General features: G+C 71.8%; 18 protein-coding genes. 7 read left to right on the top strand and 11 right to left on the bottom strand.

The features are described 5' to 3' along the window. Window positions 1-52: 52 nt before the first annotated feature. The 3 genes from IEZ08_RS20890 to IEZ08_RS20900 form a co-directional block, all read right to left on the bottom strand. Window positions 53-3,433: an ATP-binding protein gene (locus tag IEZ08_RS20890; RefSeq protein WP_068926082.1), complete on the bottom strand. Its 3,381-nt coding sequence runs from the start codon at window positions 3,431-3,433 to the stop codon at window positions 53-55. Window positions 3,434-3,551: 118 nt separating this feature from the next. Further along, entirely contained in the window at window positions 3,552-4,613 is a 1,062-nt protein-coding gene (locus IEZ08_RS20895; protein ID WP_189242728.1) for a lysylphosphatidylglycerol synthase transmembrane domain-containing protein, read from the bottom strand. Between the two features lie 34 nt (window positions 4,614-4,647). Beyond that, on the bottom strand, window positions 4,648-5,478 hold the full coding sequence (locus IEZ08_RS20900; RefSeq protein ID WP_084780611.1) for a PIG-L deacetylase family protein: 831 nt from the start codon (window positions 5,476-5,478) through the stop codon (window positions 4,648-4,650). Between the two features lie 35 nt (window positions 5,479-5,513). Here IEZ08_RS20900 and IEZ08_RS20905 point away from each other — a divergent pair, with 35 nt between their 5' ends. Continuing rightward, window positions 5,514-6,725, top strand: coding sequence for a glycosyltransferase family 4 protein (locus IEZ08_RS20905; protein WP_189242729.1), 1,212 nt, complete (start codon window positions 5,514-5,516; stop codon window positions 6,723-6,725). Between the two features lie 167 nt (window positions 6,726-6,892). Here IEZ08_RS20905 and IEZ08_RS20910 read toward each other — a convergent pair whose 3' ends face one another. From IEZ08_RS20910 to IEZ08_RS20920, 3 genes are all read right to left on the bottom strand, one after another. Continuing rightward, complete coding sequence (locus IEZ08_RS20910; RefSeq protein WP_068926077.1) at window positions 6,893-7,285, bottom strand: DUF8711 family protein; 393 nt, start codon at window positions 7,283-7,285, stop codon at window positions 6,893-6,895. Window positions 7,286-7,736: 451 nt separating this feature from the next. Beyond that, complete coding sequence (locus IEZ08_RS20915) at window positions 7,737-8,963, bottom strand: hypothetical protein (RefSeq protein ID WP_189242730.1); 1,227 nt, start codon at window positions 8,961-8,963, stop codon at window positions 7,737-7,739. Window positions 8,964-9,037: 74 nt separating this feature from the next. After that, window positions 9,038-9,730 carry an O-methyltransferase gene (locus tag IEZ08_RS20920; RefSeq protein ID WP_189242731.1) on the bottom strand — a complete coding sequence of 231 codons (693 nt, stop codon included), beginning with the start codon at window positions 9,728-9,730 and terminating at the stop codon, window positions 9,038-9,040. A 362-nt stretch (window positions 9,731-10,092) separates the two neighbouring features. Between IEZ08_RS20920 and IEZ08_RS20925 the strand changes: the two genes are divergently transcribed. Next, the gene (locus tag IEZ08_RS20925; RefSeq protein ID WP_189242732.1) at window positions 10,093-11,529 is read left to right on the top strand and encodes an ATP-binding protein; all 1,437 of its coding nucleotides are present in this window, start codon (window positions 10,093-10,095) and stop codon (window positions 11,527-11,529) included. Between the two features lie 52 nt (window positions 11,530-11,581). Next, the gene (locus IEZ08_RS20930; RefSeq protein ID WP_189242733.1) at window positions 11,582-12,310 is read left to right on the top strand and encodes a DUF427 domain-containing protein; all 729 of its coding nucleotides are present in this window, start codon (window positions 11,582-11,584) and stop codon (window positions 12,308-12,310) included. Window positions 12,311-12,325: 15 nt separating this feature from the next. On the opposite strand, the gene IEZ08_RS20935 is transcribed toward IEZ08_RS20930, so the two are convergent. Continuing rightward, window positions 12,326-13,306: a ketopantoate reductase family protein gene (locus IEZ08_RS20935; protein ID WP_189242734.1), complete on the bottom strand. Its 981-nt coding sequence runs from the start codon at window positions 13,304-13,306 to the stop codon at window positions 12,326-12,328. 25 nt (window positions 13,307-13,331) lie between these two features. Beyond that, complete coding sequence (locus IEZ08_RS20940) at window positions 13,332-13,973, bottom strand: TetR/AcrR family transcriptional regulator (RefSeq protein ID WP_068926072.1); 642 nt, start codon at window positions 13,971-13,973, stop codon at window positions 13,332-13,334. Window positions 13,974-14,072: 99 nt separating this feature from the next. Between IEZ08_RS20940 and IEZ08_RS20945 the strand changes: the two genes are divergently transcribed. The 3 genes from IEZ08_RS20945 to IEZ08_RS20955 all read left to right on the top strand — a co-directional run bounded on the left by IEZ08_RS20945 (window position 14,073) and on the right by IEZ08_RS20955 (window position 16,831). Beyond that, entirely contained in the window at window positions 14,073-15,260 is a 1,188-nt protein-coding gene (locus IEZ08_RS20945; protein WP_189242735.1) for an FAD-dependent oxidoreductase, read from the top strand. Window positions 15,261-15,602: 342 nt separating this feature from the next. After that, the gene (locus IEZ08_RS20950; RefSeq protein WP_189242736.1) at window positions 15,603-16,037 is read left to right on the top strand and encodes an SRPBCC family protein; all 435 of its coding nucleotides are present in this window, start codon (window positions 15,603-15,605) and stop codon (window positions 16,035-16,037) included. A 128-nt stretch (window positions 16,038-16,165) separates the two neighbouring features. Then, window positions 16,166-16,831, top strand: coding sequence for a rhomboid family intramembrane serine protease (locus IEZ08_RS20955; protein ID WP_203863430.1), 666 nt, complete (start codon window positions 16,166-16,168; stop codon window positions 16,829-16,831). A gap of 49 nt (window positions 16,832-16,880) precedes the next feature. Here the strand turns inward: IEZ08_RS20955 and IEZ08_RS20960 are convergent, their stop codons facing one another. After that, a complete protein-coding gene (locus IEZ08_RS20960) occupies window positions 16,881-17,819 on the bottom strand; it encodes a GlxA family transcriptional regulator (RefSeq protein ID WP_068926067.1) in 939 nt (312 codons plus the stop codon). A gap of 86 nt (window positions 17,820-17,905) precedes the next feature. Here IEZ08_RS20960 and IEZ08_RS20965 point away from each other — a divergent pair, with 86 nt between their 5' ends. Then, window positions 17,906-19,165, top strand: a complete 1,260-nt coding sequence (locus IEZ08_RS20965) for an MFS transporter (protein WP_189242737.1) — start codon at window positions 17,906-17,908, stop codon at window positions 19,163-19,165. Window positions 19,166-19,258: 93 nt separating this feature from the next. Here IEZ08_RS20965 and IEZ08_RS20970 read toward each other — a convergent pair whose 3' ends face one another. After that, window positions 19,259-20,323 (bottom strand): TolB family protein, encoded by a 1,065-nt coding sequence (locus tag IEZ08_RS20970; protein ID WP_189242738.1) that lies wholly within the window; start codon window positions 20,321-20,323, stop codon window positions 19,259-19,261. A gap of 183 nt (window positions 20,324-20,506) precedes the next feature. Further along, window positions 20,507-21,109 (bottom strand): 5'-nucleotidase C-terminal domain-containing protein, encoded by a 603-nt coding sequence (locus IEZ08_RS20975; RefSeq protein ID WP_229803354.1) that lies wholly within the window; start codon window positions 21,107-21,109, stop codon window positions 20,507-20,509. Window positions 21,110-21,418 lie beyond the last annotated feature (309 nt).

Below are 21,418 nucleotides of genomic sequence, written 5' to 3' on the forward strand. Positions count from 1 at the left end.
CTCGCGGCCCGGCCCGTGCCGAGCCGCGTGGTGTCAGCCGTCCCGCGCGGTGTCAGCCGCCGGTCCCCTCGCCGAGCGAGCGCTGGGCCGCCTCCACCCATCGGGGCACGCCGACCCGGCGGGCCACCTCCAGGGCCTTGTCGTAGTGGGGCTTCACCGCATCGGCGAAGCCCAGCCGGAGTGCCAGGTCGCCGAGTGTCAGCGCGACCGGCCAGAGGGCGACCACCCCGGTGCCCGCCCCCGCGATCCGGTCGGCGAACGGCTTCAGCGTGTCGTAGGCCTCGGTCATCCGCTCCCGGTCGTCCAGCAGCATGCCGGCCAGCGCCCGCCAGATCATCGCCAGCTCGTACAGGAAGTCGGGCCGGACCGGCGTCTTGACCGCCAGCAGCGCCCGGGCGTCGCGCATGTGCCCGGCCGAGGCCAGGGCCACGGCGTAGGCGTCCAGCGTCCACTTGGCGCCGCGCTGGTGGGCCTCGCCCAGCGGCTCGACCATCTCCGCGGCCCGGCCGTTGACCAGGTGCAGGCAGAACGCGGTGATCAGCGGCAGGTCCTGGCGGCCCTCCAGCATCCCGGCCCGGGCGGTCAGCCGGGCCGCCTCCCGGTAGGCGCGCTCCGCGCCGGTGAAGTCCCCGGCGATCATCAGGCGCTGCCCGGCGTACCAGGCGCCGACGGCGGCCGGCGCGGACAGGCCGTACTGCCTGGCCAGCTGCTCGGCGGCGGCGACGTGCGCGTCTGCCTCGGCGAACGCGCCCGAGGCGGCCGCGCACTCCATCAGCACCAGGTGGGCCAGCGCCTGAACCGCGACCTGGCCGCTGGCCTTGCCGACCTCCAGCAGCTCCCGGCCGATGAGCTCCCGCTCGCCGACCGGCGTGACGCCGTACGACTGGCGCAGGCGCCCGCTCAGCGCGGTCGCCAGCAGCGCGGGGTCACCGGTCCTGCGGGCCAGCTCCTCGGCCTCCAGCGAGGCCTGCTCGCCCCGGGACGTGGCCGAGCCCTCCAGCTCCAGCGCGACCGTGGCCAGCAGGCTCGCCCGCAGTGACTGCTCGGCGGCGGGCAGTTCGACCAGCGCCTGCTCGGCGACGTCCACGATCTCCCACGCGGTGCGGGTGAAGTCGCGGGCCATGCCCTTGTGCGGTACGGCCAGCGACGCGGCCACCCGGGCGGTCAGCTCCAGGTCGCCGAGCGGCCGGGCCGCCTCCATCGCCTCGCGCCGCCGCCTGCGGGCCGCGGCCATGTCGCCGCAGAGGGCCAGGGCCTTGATCAGCCGGAGCGTGAGCTGGAGCCGCTCGCGGGCGGTCTCCTGGGTCTGGGTGACACCGGAGCGGTCGAAGGCCGAGATGGCCTGCTCCCACAGGGTGGCCGCCTCCCGGTGGGCGAAGCGGCGCTCGGCCTGCTCGGCGGCCAGGCCGGCGTACCGCACCGCCTTGACGGCGGTCTCGGTGGTGCCGGCCGCGTCGTAGTGGTGGGCGAGCGCGGCCACGTCCCCGGGGTTCCTGCGCTCGATCGCCGCGGCCACCGCGGCGTGCAGCCGGGAGCGGCGCAGCCGGGAGGCGTCGGAGTAGAGCGTGTCGCGGACCAGGTCGTGGTCGAAGCGGAGCATGCCGGGGCCCGGCTCGGTGACCAGGCCCGCCAGCAGCGCGGCCTCGACGGCGTCGACCACCGCGTCCTCGTCGCCGGCCACCTCCACCAGCACGTCCACGTCGACGTCGCGGCCGATCACCGCGGCCTGGAGCAGGATCTGCTGGGCGTCCGAGGGCAACCGGGAGATCCGCCGCCGCAGCACGTCGCGGACCCCGGAGGGCACCCCGGAGATCACCTCGGCGGCCGTGGCGCGGCCGCTGGTCGCCTCGGCGTCGAGCAGGCGCACGGTCTCACGGACGAAGAAGGGGTTGCCGTGGGTGCGCTCGACGATGGTCTCGACGGCCTGCTCGTCCACCTCGCGCACGCAGGTCGCCCGGACCAGCTCGGCCACCGCCTTGGGGTCGAGGCCGGACAGGGCGACCCGGACCGGGCCGAGCCTGGCCAGCGCGGCCAGCACGTCGGCCTGCTGGTCGGTCAGCTCACTGTCGCGGCAGGTGACCACCAGCAGCACCCGGCTGCCGGCCAGCAGGCTCGGCAGCGCGCGCAGCAGGGCGAGCGTCTGGTCGTCGGCCCAGTGCAGGTCCTCCAGCGTGAGCAGGATCGGGGTCTCCCTGGACACCGAGGCCAGGTAGCCGCCGACGGCCCGGTGCAGCCGGAAGCCGCCGGAGGCCTGGTCGTCGTCGGCGACGGGCGCCGTGTCGTCCAGCAGCGGGGCCAGCAGGGGGGCGTACTCCCCGGCCCCGGTCAGCGCCGTCAGGGTGCGCAGGATCTCGACCCAGGCCCAGCCGGGCGGGGTGGCGCTGCTGTCGGGGCAGGCGCCGGAGGCGGTGGTCCAGCCGTCGGCGGACAGCCGCTTGGTCAGCTGGCGGACCAGCGTGGTCTTGCCCGCGCCGGCGTCGCCGCTGAGCACCGCCGCGGTGAAGCGGGCGGCCCGGCCGGCGGCGGTGACCAGCCGGTCGAGCTCGGCGTCCCGGCCGACGAACGGCTCGGGCTCCAGCGGCGGCGGCTCCACCGGGACCACGGTGGGCCGGGGCGGCCAGGTGTCGGCGACCACCGCGGGACGTTGCTGCCGCTGCGGGACGGGCAGTTGCAGGCCGGGATCCTGGGCCAGGATGTCGGACTCCAGCTTGCGCAGGACGGGACCGGGATCGATGCCGAGCTCGTCGGCGAGGATCGTGCGCGCCTTGCGCAGCGCGGCCAGCGCGTCGCCCTGGCGCCCGCAGCGGTACAGGCCCAGCGCGAGCAGGCGCCAGCCCTCCTCGCGGAGCGGGTGCTCGGTGGTCAGGGCCTCCAGGTCGGGCACCGCCTCGGCGGGCATGCCCAGGCGCAGGCCGGTGTCGGCGTGCCGCTCGCGGGCGACCAGGCGCAGCTCGGTCAGCCGGTTCACCTCGGCCTCGGCCCACGGCTGGTCGGCGAAGTCGGAGTACGGGGTGCCGCGCCACAGGCCCAGGGCCTTCTCCAGGCCCACCCGGGCGGAGGCCGGATCGTCGCCCTCCAGGTGCTCCCCGGCGGAGCGGACCAGCGTCTCGAAGCGGAGCGCGTCGACCTGGTCGGGGGCGATGCGCAGCGCGTAGCCGGAGGCGACGGTCACCAGCAGCCGGTTGGGGCCCCCGCGCGGGCGGCCGGGCTCCAGGACCCGGCGCAGGCGGGAGATGTAGACCTGCAGGCCCGACTGGGCGCCCTTGGCGGCGTCGTCGTCCCACAGGTCGTAGAGAAGCGTGTCGACCGGCACGACCTGTCCGCGGGCGACGAGCAGCCGGGCGAGGACGGCACGCTGCCGCAGCCCGCCCAGGTCGAGCGCGTCGTCACCGGAGTACGCCTCGACCGGCCCGAGAACCCGGAACGCCACCATGTCAGCCGCCACGGTATGCGGGCTTTCGAATTGCGCACAAGGTCTTTCCCAATCTGGCCTGGTATGAGCATCCCCGGGGGTGCCCGCGACGCTCTCCGGGGAGGACCCGCACGCACCCCTACCGGCCGACCGGCTCCTTGACGGGAGCTGAGGCTGCGCCCTCGCGCCGCCTCAGGAATGCCCACGCGCCCAGCGCCAGACCACCGAAGGGGATTTCGACAGTGTAGGTCCAGAACCCGAAGAGCAGTGCCGCGGCGGTGGCCGAATCCGACGGAGCGCCGAAGAAGACCAGTGCGCCGACCGTCCCGGCCTCCATGATCCCGGCCCCGCTCGGGGTGACCACCGCGGTGGTCAGCACCCGCGACAGGGCGAAGGCCGCGATCGACTGGGCCAGGCCCGGGTAGGCGCCGGTCGCGTGCAGGCAGCAGATCAGGATCAGCCACTGGAACCCCAGGAAGGAGACCATGCCCAGGGTGAGGCCGGGCCAGCGGCCCCGCACGACCGTCGAGGTGTCGGCGCGCAGCCGCTCCAGCGCCCCCGAGGCGGCGTGCTCGGCGGGGCGGAGCCTGCCGGGCGCCAGCCGCGCCAGGGCGTCGAGGGCGCGGCCGAGCAGGACGGCGGCGCGGTCCCAGTAGAGGGCGGCGGTCACCACGGCGACCAGGACGAGGATGGACAGGGCTCCCGCCCAGCCCGCGCTGACGACCGCCGGGTTGAGCGCCTGCCCGCTGGCGAGGAGCGCGACGATGCCCACCGCGGGCAGGATGAACCGGAACAGGGTGTTCCAGATGCCGCTGGCCAGCGTGGAGACCACGACGGCGCGGGCTGGGAAGCCCCACCCCTTGGTCATCGCGAAGGTCAGCGCGACCCCGGCCGCGCCGCCGAAGGGGAGCAGGTTGCTCACCGCGCTGCCGGCGGCGTTCAGGGTCAGGGCCTGCGGGTGGCTCAGCCCGGGCAGGGAGGCGGTCAGCACGAACGTGTAGGCCAGCAGGCTCGCCAGCCAGACGGCGGTCATCAACGCGACCGTCTGCCAGTTCAGCGCGGCGAACCGGGCGCCGATCTCGGTCCAGGAGACCGTCTTGCCGGTCAGCTCCCGCACGATCTGCGGCAGGAAGACGACGAGCGTGGCAGCCAGGCCCAGCGAGACGGCCGACAGTCCGATCTGGACCCATCTGTTCTTCATGTAACCCCCTGGACCAAGTGTGCCGGTCCGGAGCTCATCCTTGGGGAGGAACTTCGAAGGGGTGCCTCAGCCTGGTGCCGGACGGCAGGCCGCGCCGGACGTACCACTCGGTGCCGAAGACCAGGCGGTAGAGGGGGTGGGGGATCTTGAGCATCACGCCCAGGGTGCGGGTGTCGGCGCCGGTGGCCTGGGTGGCGTGGGCGGCCATGCTCGCCCGCTTCTGCCGGGCGAAGCGGCGCACGTTCACCCGGTGGGTGATCTCCCCGCCGGAGGCGTAGGCCCGCTCGAAGGCCCGTGTGTCCAGCTGCGGATAGAACCGGCCGACCAGCTTCAGGCCGCGCAGCAGCGGGTCGCGGTTGACCGTGGCCTCCAGCACGATCGGGGTTCCCGCGATCTCCGCCGCCCGGCTGCCGACCCGGTTCACCTGGACGTGGTCGGGGTGGCCGTACCCCCCGGCGGGATCGTAGATCGTCAGCAGGCCGGCCTCCTCCTCGGTGAGGATCTCGGCCAGCCGGCGGGCGGCCTCCTCGCCGTCGGCGTCGATGAAGGCGTTCGGCGGCCGGTCCTCGGCGATCCCGCCGCCGGGCGCCAGTCCCGAGTCGCCGTAACCGAGGTTGACCACCCGGGAGCAGCCCAGCGCGGCGGCGGACTTGCGCAGCTCCGCCATGCGGGCCTCGCCCAGCGCCTCGCCGGGCGAGATGTCGGCCTGCCCGCGCTCGCCGGAGGTGGCCACGACGAGGACCACCCGGTGCCCTTCGGCGGCGAGCATGGCCATGGTGCCCGCGGTCAGCAGGGCCTCATCGTCGGGATGGGCGTGGAAGAAGACTGCGGTCCCGGGGGGCCGGGACGTCGGGGAAGCGGCCACGCAAGCATGATCTCATGCGGGGCTACCCTGGCAGCGTGAGGATCCTCCACGTCAGCGACTGCTACCTCCCCCGCCTGGGCGGGATCGAGGTGCAGGTCGCCGATCTCATCCGGATGCAGCGCGAGGCGGGCCACGAAGTCGAGGTGGCGACCGCGACCCCGGGAGAACCCCTGCCGGGGGTGCACCGGATCGTCGCGAAACTCCCCTTCGACCTGCCGGTCCATCCGACGGGGACGGGGCACCTGCTCCGGCTGATGACGGCCCGGCGGCCCGACGTGGTGCACGTGCACACGGGCGCGGTCTCGCCGTTCGCCTGGATGGGCGTGCGCGCGGCGGCGCGGGCCCGGCTGCCCGTGGTCGTGACCGTGCACAGCATGTGGGACCCGGTGACCTCCGGGGTCTACCGGGGACTGCGCCTGCTGTTCGGGTGGGAACGCTGGAAGCTCGTGGGCACCGCGGTGAGCGGGGCCGCCGCCCGCCCGATCCGCGCCGTGGCCGGTCCCGGCGTGCCGGTGCACGTGGTCTCCAACGGTCTCGACGTGCCGGGCTGGCGTCCCGCGGAGGCGCCGGTACGGCACACGCGGGGCGCCGCGGCGGCCGGGACCGTACCGGACGGCACGGCGACGGGGGAAGCGGCGGACCATGAGGCGGTGGACCATGAGGCGGTGGACCATGAGACGGCGGGCCGGGAGGCGGTGCACGTCGTGGCCGTGGGACGGCTGGCGCCGCGCAAGCACCCGATCCGCCTGCTGCGGCTGCTGAAGGAGGCCCGTGCCCGGGTGCCGTCCGAGGTGCCGCTGCGGGCCACCATCGTCGGGGACGGCCCGGCGCGGGCGCAGATGGAGCGCTACCTGCGGGCCAACGGGATGGAGGGATGGGTCTGCCTGCCCGGCCGGTACAGCCGCGAGCAGATCCGGGAGGTCCTCGCCTCGGCGGACGTGTTCGTCGCCCCCGCGCCCCGCGAGTCGTTCGGGCTGGCGGCGCTGGAGGCCAGGTCGGCCGGGGTCCCGGTGGTGGCGCGGGCGCAGAGCGGCGTGGCCGACTTCGTCCACCAGGGCAAGGAGGGCCTGCTCGGGCGGAGCTTCGACGACCTGGTGGCCGCGGTCGCCCGGCTGGCCCGTGACCGTGAGCTGCGCGAGTCGATCGCCGCGCACAACCGGGAGACCGAGCCGGTCGCCAGCTCCTGGCCCGCCGTACTGGAGGGCTTCGACCGCTGCTACGAACAGGCCCGCGCGATCAGGCGGTGACCGGGGCCCGGGGAGCGGACGCGACCGCCGAACCGCGCTGCCCCCCCGGCAGGCGGTGCGGCGGTCGTGCCCGGTCGTGACTCCGCCCCACCGGAGGCACGAGATTCATGGAGTCCCGTCAGGGAGACGCACCGGGTCCCCGCCGTGACGCGGACCCGGTGATTCCGTCAGGAGCAGGCCTTGACCAGCTCGCTCTGGAGTTCCTGGGTCTTCGTGCCGAGCTCCTGGACGGCGGCCGTGGCGGAGGTCGGGTCGTTGGCGTCGATCTTCACGTTGCCGATCGCGGTGGCGAAGTTGTTGAGCGCGGTGGCCAGGTCGCCCTCGGCCTCGCCCGCCAGCTTCTTCAGGTCGGAGGCGAACTTCTGGTTGGCCTCGTTGTACTTGTTGAGGTCGCCGCCGGCGCCGGTCACGGCGGTGGTGTACTCCTGGGTGAGCTTCGTCCACGGGGCTTCGCTGCAGATGGAGGAGTTGGCGCCGGCGCCGCAGGCGGCGGTCAGGGAGAGGAGTGCGGCTCCCGCAACGGTGACGGCGATACGGCGGGAAGAGATAAGGCGGAACATTGCCTTGCCTTTCAGAGCAAACTGTGACGCTCAGAAGGTAGGGGGGTCCGCTTTCGGATCACTTACATCGGGCTTACAAATGGGACTCGCTGTGCCGTCGCCCGGCCGGTGGGATCCGGCGCGGCGTGCGAGACCGCCCGCGCCGGTCGGAACCGGTGCGACCGGCCGTCCGTGGCCGTCCGCTCCCGTGGGGGCCGCCGCTTCCCCGTGGCTCTCGTCCCCGTCGTGACCCTCGTCCCGGTCCCGTCAGAAGGGGAGCGGCCGCCCTGAGGGCGTGCGCAGGTCGAGGGGGGCGGGCTGGCGGGGCGGCCGAGGCTTCTGCAGGATTTGAACCTTTTTCACGTCCTACTCCCGTTTGTTGGAGTTTGGGAGAGACTACGCCATTCGGCTGCCTATTTCGTCCGTTTTTTGAGACCTCCTGTCTCAGATTCGTCTCCGGAGGCGGCCCGGATCACCGGCGCAGTGTGAAGCCGGCCTCCGCGTCCCCCCAGCCGACCGAGCCGACGACCCACACCGTCCCGGTGCCCGGGACCCCGGCGATGCCGGTGTGCCCGACGTCGTCGGACACGTCGTACTGCTGGTCCTCCTCGTACGGCCGCAGCAGCGGGCCGTACCGGGCGGTCCACCGGGTCCCGTCGAAGTGGAGCAGGAGCGGCTGGCCCGAGTGGTCGGCGTCCACTCCGCTGGCCCAGACGTCGTCGCCGTCGAACGCGGTGACCCCGTGCAGCGCGCCCCGGGAGACCGGCAGCTCCGCGCGCGTCCAGCGGGAGCCGTCCCAGTGCAGGGCCAGCGGCTCGGCCGGGCGGTCGCCGTACACGTCGGGGGAGCCGGTCGCGATCTCACCCACCGCCCAGACGTCGGACGGCGAGATCTGCCAGACCCGGTTCAGCCTGCCGCCGGGGATGTCCGGGATCCGGAAGGCCTCCCACACGGTGGAGGTGCCGTGCAGGACCATCGGTCCCGACTCGTCGCCCCCGACCGCCCAGACGTGCCCGTCCTTCACGGTGATCGCCCGCAGGGTCCCGCCGCTCTGGTAGGCGTTGCGGAACTCGCCGTCGTCCCACTCCAGGACCACCGTCCCCGACGGGGTGTTCGCGGTGAACCACGCCCGTCCGCCGGAGACCGCGACGTCGGTGAACCGGTAGTCGTGCGCGATCCCGAACGGCCGCTCCCACGTCCACCGCCGCCCGTTCCAGCGCGCCGCGACGGCGGTCTCACCGTTGCCGACGATCCACACGTCGTCCGGGCCGCCCACGCTGACGCCCTCCACGTGGTACAGGTCCCGCTCGCCCACCGGCACCTCACGCCATCGCGTCCCGTCCCATCGGACGACGGCGGGAGACCCCTCCCGGTCCTCGGCGCTGTCCTGGTAGCCGACGGCCCACACGTCCCCGGGCCCGCCGGCCGCCACGTCCACCAGGGCGGCGCTCCCCGAGAGCCCGGGATCGGGCGCGGCCTTCCACTCCGGGGCCTGCGCGACCTCCCCGGTGGCCCGCGGGGCCGGGGTCGCGTCCTGGGCCGCGTCCTGGGCTGCGGTACGGCCCGGCGCGGTCGGGGAGGCGGACGCCGCCGTGCGCTCAGGCACCGGTGAGGGCGCCCGGGCCGCCGTGGGATCCGCGGTGCACGCCGCCAGGAGACAGACTCCGGCGGTCGCGACCGCCACCCGCATCTTCGCCATCCGCCGCATCCCCTCAGCATGCCCGGGGAGGCTCTGCGGAACGGCCGGATTCCCGAGGAAAACCTGTGAGGAGGTCAGCGTCTGCGGGCGATCGTGACGCCGTCGCGCACGGGCAGCATCACCGAGTCCACCCGCTCGTCGCCGGCCGTGATCTCGTTCATGCGGCGCATGGTGACGGCGTCCTCGTCCCGGCAGGCGGGGTCGAACACGCGGCCGCCGAGGAAGACGTTGTCCAGGACGACGAGGCCGCCCGGACGCAGCCGCGGGACCAGCTCCTCGTAGTAGGCGGGGTAACCGGTCTTGTCGGCGTCGATGAAGGCGAAGTCGATCTCCGGCTCGGCGGGGAACGCCCGCAGCGTCTCGATCGCCGGGGCGATCTTCAGCTCGATGCGCCCGGCCACGCCCGCGCGCTCCCAGTAACGCTGGGCGATGGAGGTCCACTCGGTGCTGACGTCGCAGGCGAGCAGGTGACCGTCCTCGGGCAGGCCGCGGGCGATGCAGATGGAGGAGTAGCCGGTGAACACGCCCACCTCGACGGCACGGCGGGCGCCGGACATCCGGACGAGCATGTTCAGCAGGACGCCCTCGTCGTGGGAGACCTGCATCCCGGCCGCGCCGCCGGTGGCCCGGCGGGTCTCTTCGGCGAGTTCGCGGAGCAGGTCGTCGGCGGGAGAGGAGTGCGTGAGCAGATAGTCGCCGAGAGCGGGGTCGAGGACGGGCCCGCGCTTCGGGGCGGGGGCGGTGACGTGCGACGTCGAATCGGTCATCGAGATCCTTCCGGCAGGGGGCGTCGGGCCGGGGCGCGCGTCGGCACGCCGACCGGCCGGGCCCAACCTCTCCGGTTTCCGCCGCTTTGGCAAGGGGGTATCGAGCGCTCGCCGCTCCCGGGGTGCCGGCCTGCGGCCGTCAGGAGCCGGGATGTTCAGAAGATCCGTGTGTGCCCGAAACCGTCACCGACCTCGACGTAGCCGACACGCATGTCGCCGACACAGGTGTCACCGACGTGGACGTCGCCGACGCCCACGTCGGGGACGTTGTGTGAGGCAAGGAACGTTAGGTGGCTGCTTACATCGATTGAGGTAATGTAGATTAGATCTAAGTAAGATGGAATCTTACTTAGGTGGGAGCGATGGACTTTACCGGCAGGGCTTCCGATCTTGACCGTCTCGGCAGGCAGCTGCGTCTCGTTGTGGAGGGCAAAGGGGGAACGCGAGGGCAGGCGGTGATCGTCACCGGCCGCAGGCGAGTGGGCAAGTCGCGTCTGGTTCAGGAGTTCTGTGATCGCTCCGGTCTGCCGTACGTCATCTTCCAGGCGACGAGAGGACGGAGCCCGGCAGCGGAACGAAACGACTTCGCCGAGGCCGTCGCCTGCTCCGGGCTGGCAGAGGGCGAGCTCATCCGCGGGGCCATGCCGCCGGATTGGAATCACGCACTCCGCGCCCTGGCGCTGGCGGCGGGTGATGGGACTCCGTGCATCGTCGTTCTCGACGAGATTCCCTGGCTGATGGAGCAGGACACGGAGTTCGAGGGAGCTCTGCAGACGGTCTGGGACAGGCATCTGTCCACCCGGCCGATCCTGTTGATCCTGGTCGGAAGTGATCTGTCCGTGATGGAGTCCCTGCAGGAGTATGGACGCCCGTTCTTCGGCCGGGCCGCCCATATGACCCTGAGACCACTCGATCTGCATGATGTCGCCGACATGACCGGGCTGGCCGCGGCCGACGCCGTGGACGCGCTGCTCATCACCGGAGGCTTCCCCGAGGTGGTCCGTTCCTGGGAACCGGGCATGACCAGGGTCGATTTCCTGCGCGCCAGTCTCGCCACCCCGTTGTCGCCGCTCCTCGCCGCCGGAGAGCTGTCGCTGCTCGGGGAGTTTCCGTCGGCGACCCACGCGCGGACCGTGCTGGAGGCCATCGGGACGGGGGAACGTACCTTCGCCGCGATCGCGGCCGCTGTGGGAGGCGCGACGCCGCTGCCCTCCGGCACCCTGTCACCGATCCTCACCAACCTGATCGCCAAGCGGGTGGTGGCGGCGGATCTTCCTCTCTCCGGTCGACCGGACACCAGGAACAAGCGGTACCGGGTGGCCGACTCCTACCTTCGCTTCTGGCTCGCCTTCCTCCAGCGTGCCGTCGCCGACAGCGAGCGCGGCCGGCCGGATCTCGCCCTGCGGCGGATCGAGCGTTCGTGGACGAGCTGGCGGGGTCGCGCCGTGGAACCGATCGTGCGCGACTGCCTGGCCAGGAGGCTGCCGGACGACCAATGGCCTGACACCGAGGTCGTGGGCGGATGGTGGAATCGGCAGAACAACCCGGAGATCGATCTCGTGGGAGCCGACCGGGAGCCCGTCGCGGGCCGAGTCCACTTCACCGGGTCGATCAAGTGGCTCGATGCCCGCCCCTTCGACCGGCACGACTACGACGAACTGGTCCGAGGTTCGGCGTCCGTACCGGGCGTGGACGTCGACACCCCCAAAGTCGCGGTGTCCAGGGCCGGGTTCGAGCCGGGACTCCCGTTGGACGCGGCCTGGACACCGGAGGATCTGCTGGTGGCTTTCCGCATCTGAGCGTTGCACTCCCGAAGGGAATAGCGGGGGCCGGGGCGGGGTTGGCGGGGGAATGGAGCCGATCACTCGTGGACGCGTCCGGATCGAATCGTCGGCCAAGAGAGTGCGGGCCTTCCTCGGCGGCAGGGCGGTCGCCGACACCGTCCGCCCGCTGCTGGTCTGGGAGATCCCCTACTACCCGGCCTACTACATCCCCCGTGACGACGTCACCGCCGAGCTCAAGCCCAACGGCGGGACCAAACGATCACCCAGCCGCGGCGAGGGGATCCTCTACGACATCGGGGACGTGGCCGACGCCGCGCTGGCCTACCCCGACTCCCCGATCGAGGAACTGCGCGGATACGTGCGCCTGGAGTGGGAAGCCATGGACGCCTGGTTCGAGGAGGACGAGGAGGTCTACGTCCACCCCCGCGACCCGTACTCGCGGGTGGACATCCTGCCCTCCTCCCGCCACATCCGGGTCGAGGTCGACGGGGCGACCGTGGCGGACTCCCGCCACGCCCGCATCCTGTTCGAGACCGGTCTGCCGCCGCGTTACTACCTGCCCAAGACCGACGTCCGGCTCGACCTGCTCACCCCCACCGGCACGGTGAGCCGCTGCCCGTACAAGGGGCGGGCGGAGTACTGGTCCGTCAACGGGCACGCGGACCTGGCCTGGTCCTACCGGACCCCACTGGAGGAGAGCCAGCGCATCGCCGGGCTGATCGCCTTCTACAACGAGAAGGTCGACATCTACGTGGACGGGGTCCTGCAGGACCGCCCGAAGAGCCCGTTCTCCTGATCTCCCCGCCCGCCCTCAGGCCGGGGCGGGACCGGTCCGGCGGTCCTCGGCGTCGATGAGGGCGGCGAGGGCCTCGGGCGACATGGAGCCGGGGGACAGACGCTCCCGGGCCGCGCGGTCGGCCTCACGGCGCAGGACCTCGTTGGCCGGGGTCGGGACGCCGAGCTCGCGGCCGAGCAGGACGATCTCGCCGTTGAGGTAGTCGGCCTCGATCGAGCCGCTGGAGCGGGCCAGGCTCTGCCAGGAGGAGCCGCCGCCGCGCTCCACTCCCTCGATCGGCCGGACCTCGACCTGCGCGCCGCGCCGCTCGCGCTCCTCCTCGGGGGAGGCGTAGGCGATCCCGGCCGCGTCGAGTACGGCCCGGCCCTCGGCGCGCACCCGCTTCATGATCTGCTCATGGCCGGGCGCGCGACCACAGAGCGCCTCGTAGGCGTTGCCCAGGTTCCCCAGCAGCTTGGCGTACTTCCAGCGCATCACGTCCGGTACGGCGGTGCCGGTGAACATGCTCCCCGACAGGTCTGCGGCGATCCGCTCGCACAGCGCGTCGGTGCCGTGCGGGTAGCGGCCGAGCTGGAGCAGGCCCGACTTCGGGGCCCCGTAGGCCGCCACGACCCCGGGCTCCAGGTGGGAGGCGGGCAGCCAGACGCACATGCCGTACACCCGCTCGAAGCGCCGCAGCACCGTGCGCTCGTTGGCCACGCCGTTCTGCGCGCACACCACCGGCGCGTTCCGGGGCCAGGGGTCGAGCGCGGCGACCGTGTCCTGTGACTTGACCGCCAGGACCAGCACGTCGCCGTCGCGGAGCCGTACCGGATCGCGTGTCACCGGGACGCCGAGCGTCTGGGCGGAGTCGGGGGTGATCAGGCGCAGGCCGTCGCGCCGGAGCACGTCATGGTGGGCGCCGCGGGCGACGAGGAGGACGTCGTGGCCCGCCTGGAAGAGCCGCCCGCCGATGGTCCCGCCGACGGCCCCCGCCCCGATCACGATGTAACGCACGATCGTGATCATGCCACACGGGGGCTCAGCGGCCGGCGGCCGGTCCCGCCAGGCCGTGGAGGAGAAGGCGGGTGAGGGTGTCGACGGCCTCGTCGTCGCTGATCCCCGGCCCCTTCTCGCCCGAGGTCAGCACCGCGTAGGCGAACGTCGCCAGCATCGCGCCCATCGCCGCCCCGACGAGGGAGGGATCGCCGGGCAGGGGGTGGCCGCGCTCCCGCAGGTACTCCAGGTGGTCGCGGAAGACGGCGGTGTCCTCGGCGAGGGCGGTCCAGGCGCGGCCGGAGCCCAGCGGCTCGGTCATCATCGACTGGTAGAGGGCGACCATGACCGGGAGATGGTCGCGGAAGACGTTCCAGGCGACGGCGACGTGGTCGCGGAGCTGCGCGGGGTCGGTCAGATCGTGGTCGCGGGGGTGGCCGTCCGGAGCCCTGGAGGGGCCGTCGACGCCGATCTCGGCGTCGGCCTGGGCCTCCATGTCGCGCAGGAGCGCCTGGAGTAGTTCCTCCTTGCTGGCGAAGTGGTCGTAGAAGGAGCCGGTGGCCCGGCCGGCGGCCGCCGTGATGTCAGTGATCTTGGTGCTCAGGTAGCCGCGCTCCGCGAAAAGACGGCGGGCTGCCCCTTTCAGCGCGGCCTCGGTCTCGGCCGCCCTCGCCTTGCGCACACCCATAGATCCGCCTCCCCTCCTTGACCCCTGACGTTAGCAATGCCCATACTGAATCGAAATTCGGTGAATTTAAATTCAGTCAACTCGGTCGAGGAGAACGTCATGCGTGCCATCGTGGTGGGCGGGGGAGTGGCCGGCGCGGCGAGCGCGCTCGCGCTGCGGAAGGTCGGAGCCGAGGTCACCGTCGTCGAGGCGTACGAGGAGCCCGGGGGAGAGGTCGGCTCGTTCCTGGGCCTGGCGGGCAACGGGCTGCGCGCGCTCGCCGCGCTGGGGTGCGCCGAGGCGGTGGCCGCGCTGGGGTTCGAGGTGCCGCGCCAGCGGATGTGGGGCGCTTCCGGCAAACTGCTCGGCGACGTCCCCCGCGGGCGCCTCTCGGGCGACCCGCTGAACAGCGTGACGCTCATGCGCGGCCACCTGGTCGGAGAACTGCGCGCCGCGGCGGTCCGCGCGGGCGCCGAGATCGTCGCTGGACGGCGCTTCCAGCCGGGATCGGTCGGAGCGGGCGCCGGGGTCGTCACCGGGCGGCGCTCCGGGTCCGGGATGACCGGGGCGGACGTTGAGATGGACGTCGCCGGCGCCGACCTGGTGGTGGGGGCGGACGGGATCCGCTCGGTCACCAGGAGGATGCTGGACCCGGCGGCCCCCGAGCCGCGCTACGCCGGGATCTACACGGTCTCCGGGGTCTCGGAGCGGGTTTCCGGGGGCGTCGCGGCCGAACCCGGCGTGTTCAACATGGTCTTCGCACGCAGCGGGGCCTTCATCCACATCACCGCGCCGGGCGGGGAGGTCTGGTGGTCGGCCCAGGTCTCCAGCCCGGATGAGCCCTCGGACGCGAGTCTGGAGAGGCTGAGGGAGCTGTACCGCTCAGAGGAGGCCCCGTCGGCTGTCCTGGGGGCGGCGGTCAGGCTGCACCGTCCGACACTGCACCACGTGCTGGCCGAGGTGCCGGTCTGGCAGGACGGGCGGACTGTGCTCGTCGGGGACGCCGCGCACCCGGTGGGGGCGGGACAGGGCGCCTCCATGGCCGTCGAGGACGCCGTCGTCCTGGCGAGAGCCGTACGGGAGGAGGATTCGGTGGTCGCCGCCCTGGCCCGTTACGACCGTGAGCGCAGGGCCCGGGTGGCGAAGATGGCCAGGACCGCGAGCGCGAACCGGGACGCCAAGACGGCGGGGCCGATCAGCCGCCGGATCAACGAACTGGTCATGCCGATCGTCTTCAGGCACTTCTACGAGAGGGCCACCGGCTGGCTGTACGCCGAGGATCTCTCGGGAGCGCTGGGAACGGCTTGACCGTCAGAAGGGGAGAATCCGGCCGGAGGGCGTCCGGAGGTCGAGCGAGACGGGCTTACGTGGTGGACGCGGACGTTGGACGATCTGAACTCTCTTCACAGGGCCGCTCCCTTTCTGCTCTTGATCACCTGTGTTACCCATGTGGCGGCCAAGAAACACCTATCGGCGCATCAGGCGCGGCGGGCCCGCCCCTGCTCGGCCACCTGCGGACGGGTGGGACACCCTCGGGCCGGGAGTCGTCTCGCGGTCCCGATCCCCCCATGCGAGATGAGCAACATCCGGATTCGCCATGCCCGGAGCCGTTAGTGTCTCCCCGTAAAGATCTTCGAATGGGGGCGAAGTATGCCAAGAGTTACACTGCGCAACACCTTTCATGTACGGAACAGCCCGGCGGCGCTGCGAGCGCACCTCAGCCAGCCGCAGAGTTACGTGGGACTCTCGCCGCTGGTCATCGCGGTCCGGGACATCGAGCAGGGCGAGAACGAGACCCGCTACGTCTCGGTCGAGCGGTTCAGGTTCTTCGGCGTCGTGAAGTACGACAACCTGATCAAGGTGACGCTGCGGAGCACGGACGAGGCCGTGGAGGGCGAGGTGACCAGCCCCGGCGGGGTGCGGCTGGACTACCGGTTCCGGCTGACCGGCAGGGATGGCGGGACCGAGGTCGAGGACACGCTCGTGGTGCGCGCCTGGGCCCGGCCGCTGCTGACCTTCGCGGCGCGCAAGGCCCGCGAGGTCCAGCTCGCCCGTGCCGAGGTCCTCGCCTCCCGCCTGGGCTGAGCCGAGGTCCTCGCCCCCTCCGGGTTGAGCCGAGGTGCGTTCTGAGCCAGTATTCGTGACCTCGTGCCCGGATACTGTTCTCCGCCCGGGGCGCGGACCGCCGGGACGGACGAACAGGGAGGGACCACGTGGAGGCCAGGGACCGTACGGCAGAGATCATGGTCGCCGAGGCCCGCAAGGCGTTCTGGGTGATGGTCGGCTTCCTGGCCTTCATCTGGCTGGTGCAGATTGCCAACTGGGTGGCGGACTACATGCTGAGCCGTCGGCACGGTGTGGAGGCATGGGACCTGGACGGTCTGCCCGGCATCGTGTCGGCGCCGTTCCTGCACTGGGACTGGGAGCACATCCAGGCCAACTCCGGTCCGCTGTTCATCTTCGGCTTCCTGGCCGCCTACCGGGGAGTGGCCAAGTTCCTCTGGGTGACCGGGCTCATCATCCTGGCCAGCGGCCTCGGCGTCTGGTTCACCTCGGATCCGGGGAGTGTGACCGCGGGCGCGAGCGGGGTGGTCTTCGGCTACTTCGGCTACGTGCTGGTGCGCGGAGCGTTCGACCGGCACCTGATCGACATCGTGATCGGCGTGGTCATGGCGCTGTGCTTCGCCTACCAGTTCGCCGGCCTGCTGCCGCAGCAGGAGGGCATCAGCTGGCAGGGGCATCTGTTCGGCTTCGTCGGCGGCGTGCTGGGCGGCTGGCTGTTCCGCGACCGCAGGAGCCTCCGCCCGGCGGCCCCCGCCGCCCCGCCCGGTTCCGCGGCCGCGCTGCTGAAGGAGATCGACGACCTCGGCCGCGGTTAACTTCCGTTAGCTTCCGTGCCCGTCACCGTCGGCGGGAGGCCCGCCGCCGTCAGCGGAAGGAGCGCCGGTAGGCGGCGGGCGTGGTGTTCAGCGCGGCGTGGAAGTGGCGGCGCAGGTTCACCGCCGAGGACAGGCCGACACGACGGGCGATCGTCTCGACGGAGAGGTCGGTCTCCTCGAGGAGGGCGCGGGCGCCGGCCATGCGGCGGTCGAGCAGCCAGCGGCCGGGGGAGACGCCGAGCTGGTCGGTGAAGTGACGGCTGAGGGTCCGGCGGGAGAGACCGGAGCGGGCCGCCATGTCCTCGACCGTCAGGGGGTCGTCCAGGTTGGCGATGATCCAGTCGAGCAGCGGGGCGAGCGAGCCGGGGACCGGGCCGGTGGTCGGCAGCTCGGGGTACTGGCGCTGGCAGCCCTCCCGGTGCGGTGCGGCCGACAGCTGCCGGCCGATCCGCATGGCCAGAGCCGCGCCGTGTTCGCGACGGACCTGGTTCAGGCAGAGGTCGACGGTCGTGGCTGAGGCGCCGGCCGTGGCCACGTCACCGTGATCGACATAGAGCACGGACGCGTCGGGCCGGATCCGGGGGAAGCGGGCGGCGAGATCGGCGGTCAGCTCCCAGTGGGTGGCGGCCGTCCGGCCGTCCAGGAGGCCGAGACTCGCGGGAACGTAGACCCCCGAGCAGACGGCCATGATCCGCATGCCGCGGGTGTGGGCCGCGAGGACCGCCTCGCCGAGTTCGGGGGAGATCTCCGGGCCTACGCACCAGCCGGCGATGAGAAGGGTGTCGGCCTCGGCGAGGGCCTCCAGCCCGCGCTCGACGACCACGTTGACGCCCATGGTCGTCCGGATGATCCCCGGACGCTCGGCGCAGAGTGTGAAGTCGTAGTGCTGGGGGATGTCGGGGCCGTGGTAGCCGAAGACGGCGGAGGCGCAGGTCACCGGGTACATCTCCTGGTGCGGGCTGACCAGGGCGACCACGCGGTGTCTCATGGCACGAATCTACCCAATGATGTCATTTTGGACGCCTGCGGTCGGCTCCCGGGACGCCCAGAATGGGCGCCCATGGAGCTTGGGAAATGACCGCACTTCTCGACCGCGAACAGTCCTCCGGCGTGCCGGGAAGGCTCTGGACCAGGGACTTCGCCCTGTATTTCGGTGCCAGGACGGTGTCGTTGCTCGGTGACACGATGATGCCCGTCGCGGCGGCGCTGGCCGTTGGCGCGATCTACGGGGTTTCCGGCGTCGGCTACGTGCTGGCCGTCTGGACCGCCCCATTTGTGATCTTCGTGCTGTTCGGCGGGGTGTTCTCCGACCGGGTGGGTGCCCGGGCCATGATGGTCGGCGCGGACGTCGTCCGGATCTTCACCCAGACCGCGGTGGCCGTCGCCTTCTTCACCGGGACCCCGCCGTTCTGGCTGCTGCTGTCCGCCTCGTTCCTGTCCGGGGCGGCGGCCGCGATGTTCCAGCCCGGAGTCAACGGCATGGTTCCCCTCGTCGCCGGGGACCCGCAGCGCGCCAACGGCACCCTGAAGATCGCCGACGCGGCCACCCAGCTCGGTGGGCCCGTCCTCGCGGGCCTGCTGATGGCGCTGACCGGTCCCGGCGCCGTCTACGCCGCCGATGCGGGAACCTTCCTGATCAGCGGCCTGTGCCTGGCCCTCATCCGGCTCACCCCGGCCGCCCCGGCGGCCCCGGTCGCCCCGGTCGCCCCGGTCGCCGGGGCCAAGGAGCGCTCGACGGTCATGTCCGACCTGCGCCGGGGCTGGACGGAGTTCCGCTCCCGAAGCTGGATGTGGTCGGTGATCCTCATCTGGGTGTTCTTCGGCGTCCTGGTGTTCGGTCCCTACATTCCGCTGAGCTCACGCCTGATCGGCGACCGTCTCGGCGAGGCCGCCTACGGCTGGGTGATGGCCGGTCTCGGTGCGGGCACCGTCCTCGGCGGGCTGATCGCGATCCGGTTCCGGCCGTCACGGCCGCTGGCCGCCGGCGGCGTGGCGATATTCGGGTTCGCGTTCATCCCGCTCTCGGTGGCGCTGGAACTGCCGCTGCCGCTGCTGATGGCGGGCCACCTGCTGGGCGGTACGGCCTGGGCGTTCTGGTCGGTGATGTGGTCGACGAGCGTCCAGACGCAGGTCGTCCCCGACGTCCTCAACCGGGTCACCGCCTACGAGGTGGCCGGATCGGTGGCCGGGGTCGCCGTCGGCCAGGCGCTGGTGGGGCCGGTCTCGGAGATCGTCAGTCCCCGGGACCTGCTGCTGGTCTCCACCGGCGTCAGCTTCGCGGTCTGCGCGGCCCTGCTGCTGACGCCTCCAGTTCGCCGGCTGCGTCGCGTCTGATCCCGGCGCCGGAACGGCGGGGCCGTCTCCGCGTCCCGGCCGTTCACTTCAGGTCACTTCAGGTCACTTCAGGTCACTTCAGGTCACTTCAGGTCACTTCAGGGCGCCGAAGTGCAGGTAGACCTGGGTCCTCCTACCGATCTTGAGTAGCGTCTCGGTCACCCGGCCCCTCAGGTCGACGATCCCGACGCCGGCCGCGGTGGAGATGAGCAAGTGCTTCTCGTCGTACCAGCCGAGGGTGGTGGGCCGCCCGCTCGGGGCTATGGGAAGTCTCGTCACGGCCTTCCCGGTCGTCGCGTCCCACACGCAGGCGGCCTTCTCCAGCGGAAGGCAGGCGGTGACGAACCGCTTGCCGGAGGGGGAGAAGACACCGCGCCCGTCACCGCCCGGCCTGCCTCGCACCTGATACTCCTTGGTGGCCTTGCCTCGGAGGTCGTACAGGCGAACGGTCGTGCTGCCGAGCCTGCCGTGCCTGACCAGGAAGCGGGTGCCGTCGTGGTTCCACTCGAAACCGCCGACGGTGACCAGTGCCTTATGGATCTTGATGAAGCGGGGTGTGAAGCGGGGCAGGTCGAGGATCAGGACTCCTGCCGAGCGGTCGCCCTGGCGGGCCAGGCTGACGGTGAACAGCAGCTTCCGGCCGTCCGGTGACCACCGGGGCCAGCGCATCTGGGGATACTGGATACCGCCGTTCTCGGTGTGGGCGGGAGTGTGCTCGGTGAGCCGGATCGCCACGTCCCGGCTCTTCCCGGTGGTCCGGTCGATGATTCGCAGCAGGTCCTCACCCGGCTCTCCGGGCGACTCCAGGTGCGCGACCGTCCAGCGTCCGTCGGGGGAGACCGCGATCTCCTCGTAGTCGGTCTTGACGAACCGCCGCCGGTCCGGCTGCCATGCCCACAGTACGAACGGGTCTCCCTGGGCCGGGTCGCCGACGGTGCCGTAGGACGTGAGCTGGATGGGGCGGTTGTCCAGGTCGGCGACGATCGTGGCGTGACCCTTCTTGAGCTCGCTGTTCCTCCTCCCTTCTGTTACACCGGGTAGCGGACCTTCGGTCGGCTGGGGCGGGGATGCGGCAGCCGAGGCGGCGGTGGCGGCGGCGGCGAGCGCGAGTGCGAGTGCGAGTGCGCTCACCAGGCTGGACACGGAACGGCCGAGCATCTGACCTCCTGGCTGTCGGAAGGAGAGGCATTTCAAGATCAGGTTAGGTTCCGCCTCGGTCTGCCGTGGCGATTTGTGGAGAATCAGAGGATTGGAGCTGCGGCGAATTGATTGTTCCGGGGAACCGGCGAGGGGTGACCGGACGTCCGGTCACCCCTCCCTGTCATCGGGGAGCGCCGCCCGTCAGAACAGGGGCCGGCCGTCGCGGGTGAGCCTCCAGTCGGCCTCGGCGAAGGCGGCCGGGTCGATGGTGCCGGTGGCGGTGGCGTAGTCGATCAGCGCCTGCCGGATCTCGACCTGGGCGTTGTACAGGACCGGGGCGGTGGTGACGTGCGGGAAGCCGCCGCCGCCGGCCTGGCGGTAGTTGTTGATGGCGACCGCGAACTGCTGGTCGTCGGTGACCGGCTGACCCTGGTGGGACAGGCCGGTGACACGCTGGCCGACCGGCTTGGCGACGTCGATGTCGTAGGTGACGCCGGAGAGCTGGTCGTAGTTGTAGTCGGGGATGCCGCCGGCGTTGGTCAGCGCGGCCGGATCGGCCGGTGCGCCGGGGGCGAGCTGGTTGAAGTACCTGGCGGAGTACTCCAGGTACTCCTTGAGCTGGGCGCCGGTGAGCTTGACGGCCATCAACGTGTTGTCGTAGATGTACAGCCCTGCCATGTCACGGACGCTGACCGGACCGGCCGGGAAGACCGCGCTCCGGCTGAACGGCGCGGAGATCGACAGCACCGGCAGGGCGGCGTCGGCCGTACCCTCCAGGCCCTTCTTCACCGTCTCGGTCTGCACCTTCTGGATCTAGAACATGCGATCAGGCAAGGTTCCTGACGGACCTGCCTACTGATCACTTCGACGCACCCCGATGCTCAACAGCTGAGCAGAGGGGTTTTTACATGCCCAAACACGGCACAGCATCCCGGTTCCCGCAGTCACCGAGCAGTCAGGAAGAAGTCCCGAACCATGATCGGCGACAAGTATCACTACAGGGTCAAGGGCTCGCTTCGCTCGCCACACGCCGGTCTGTGCTGCTCCGGCTGCGGCTCTTCGGCCGGTCCGGACCAGCACGACCACGCGATCATAGATCAGCAGCCATGACCA

Origin of the sequence: Planobispora rosea (assembly GCF_014648175.1) — a bacterium.
GTDB classification, from domain to species: Bacteria; Actinomycetota; Actinomycetes; order Streptosporangiales; family Streptosporangiaceae; genus Planobispora; species Planobispora rosea.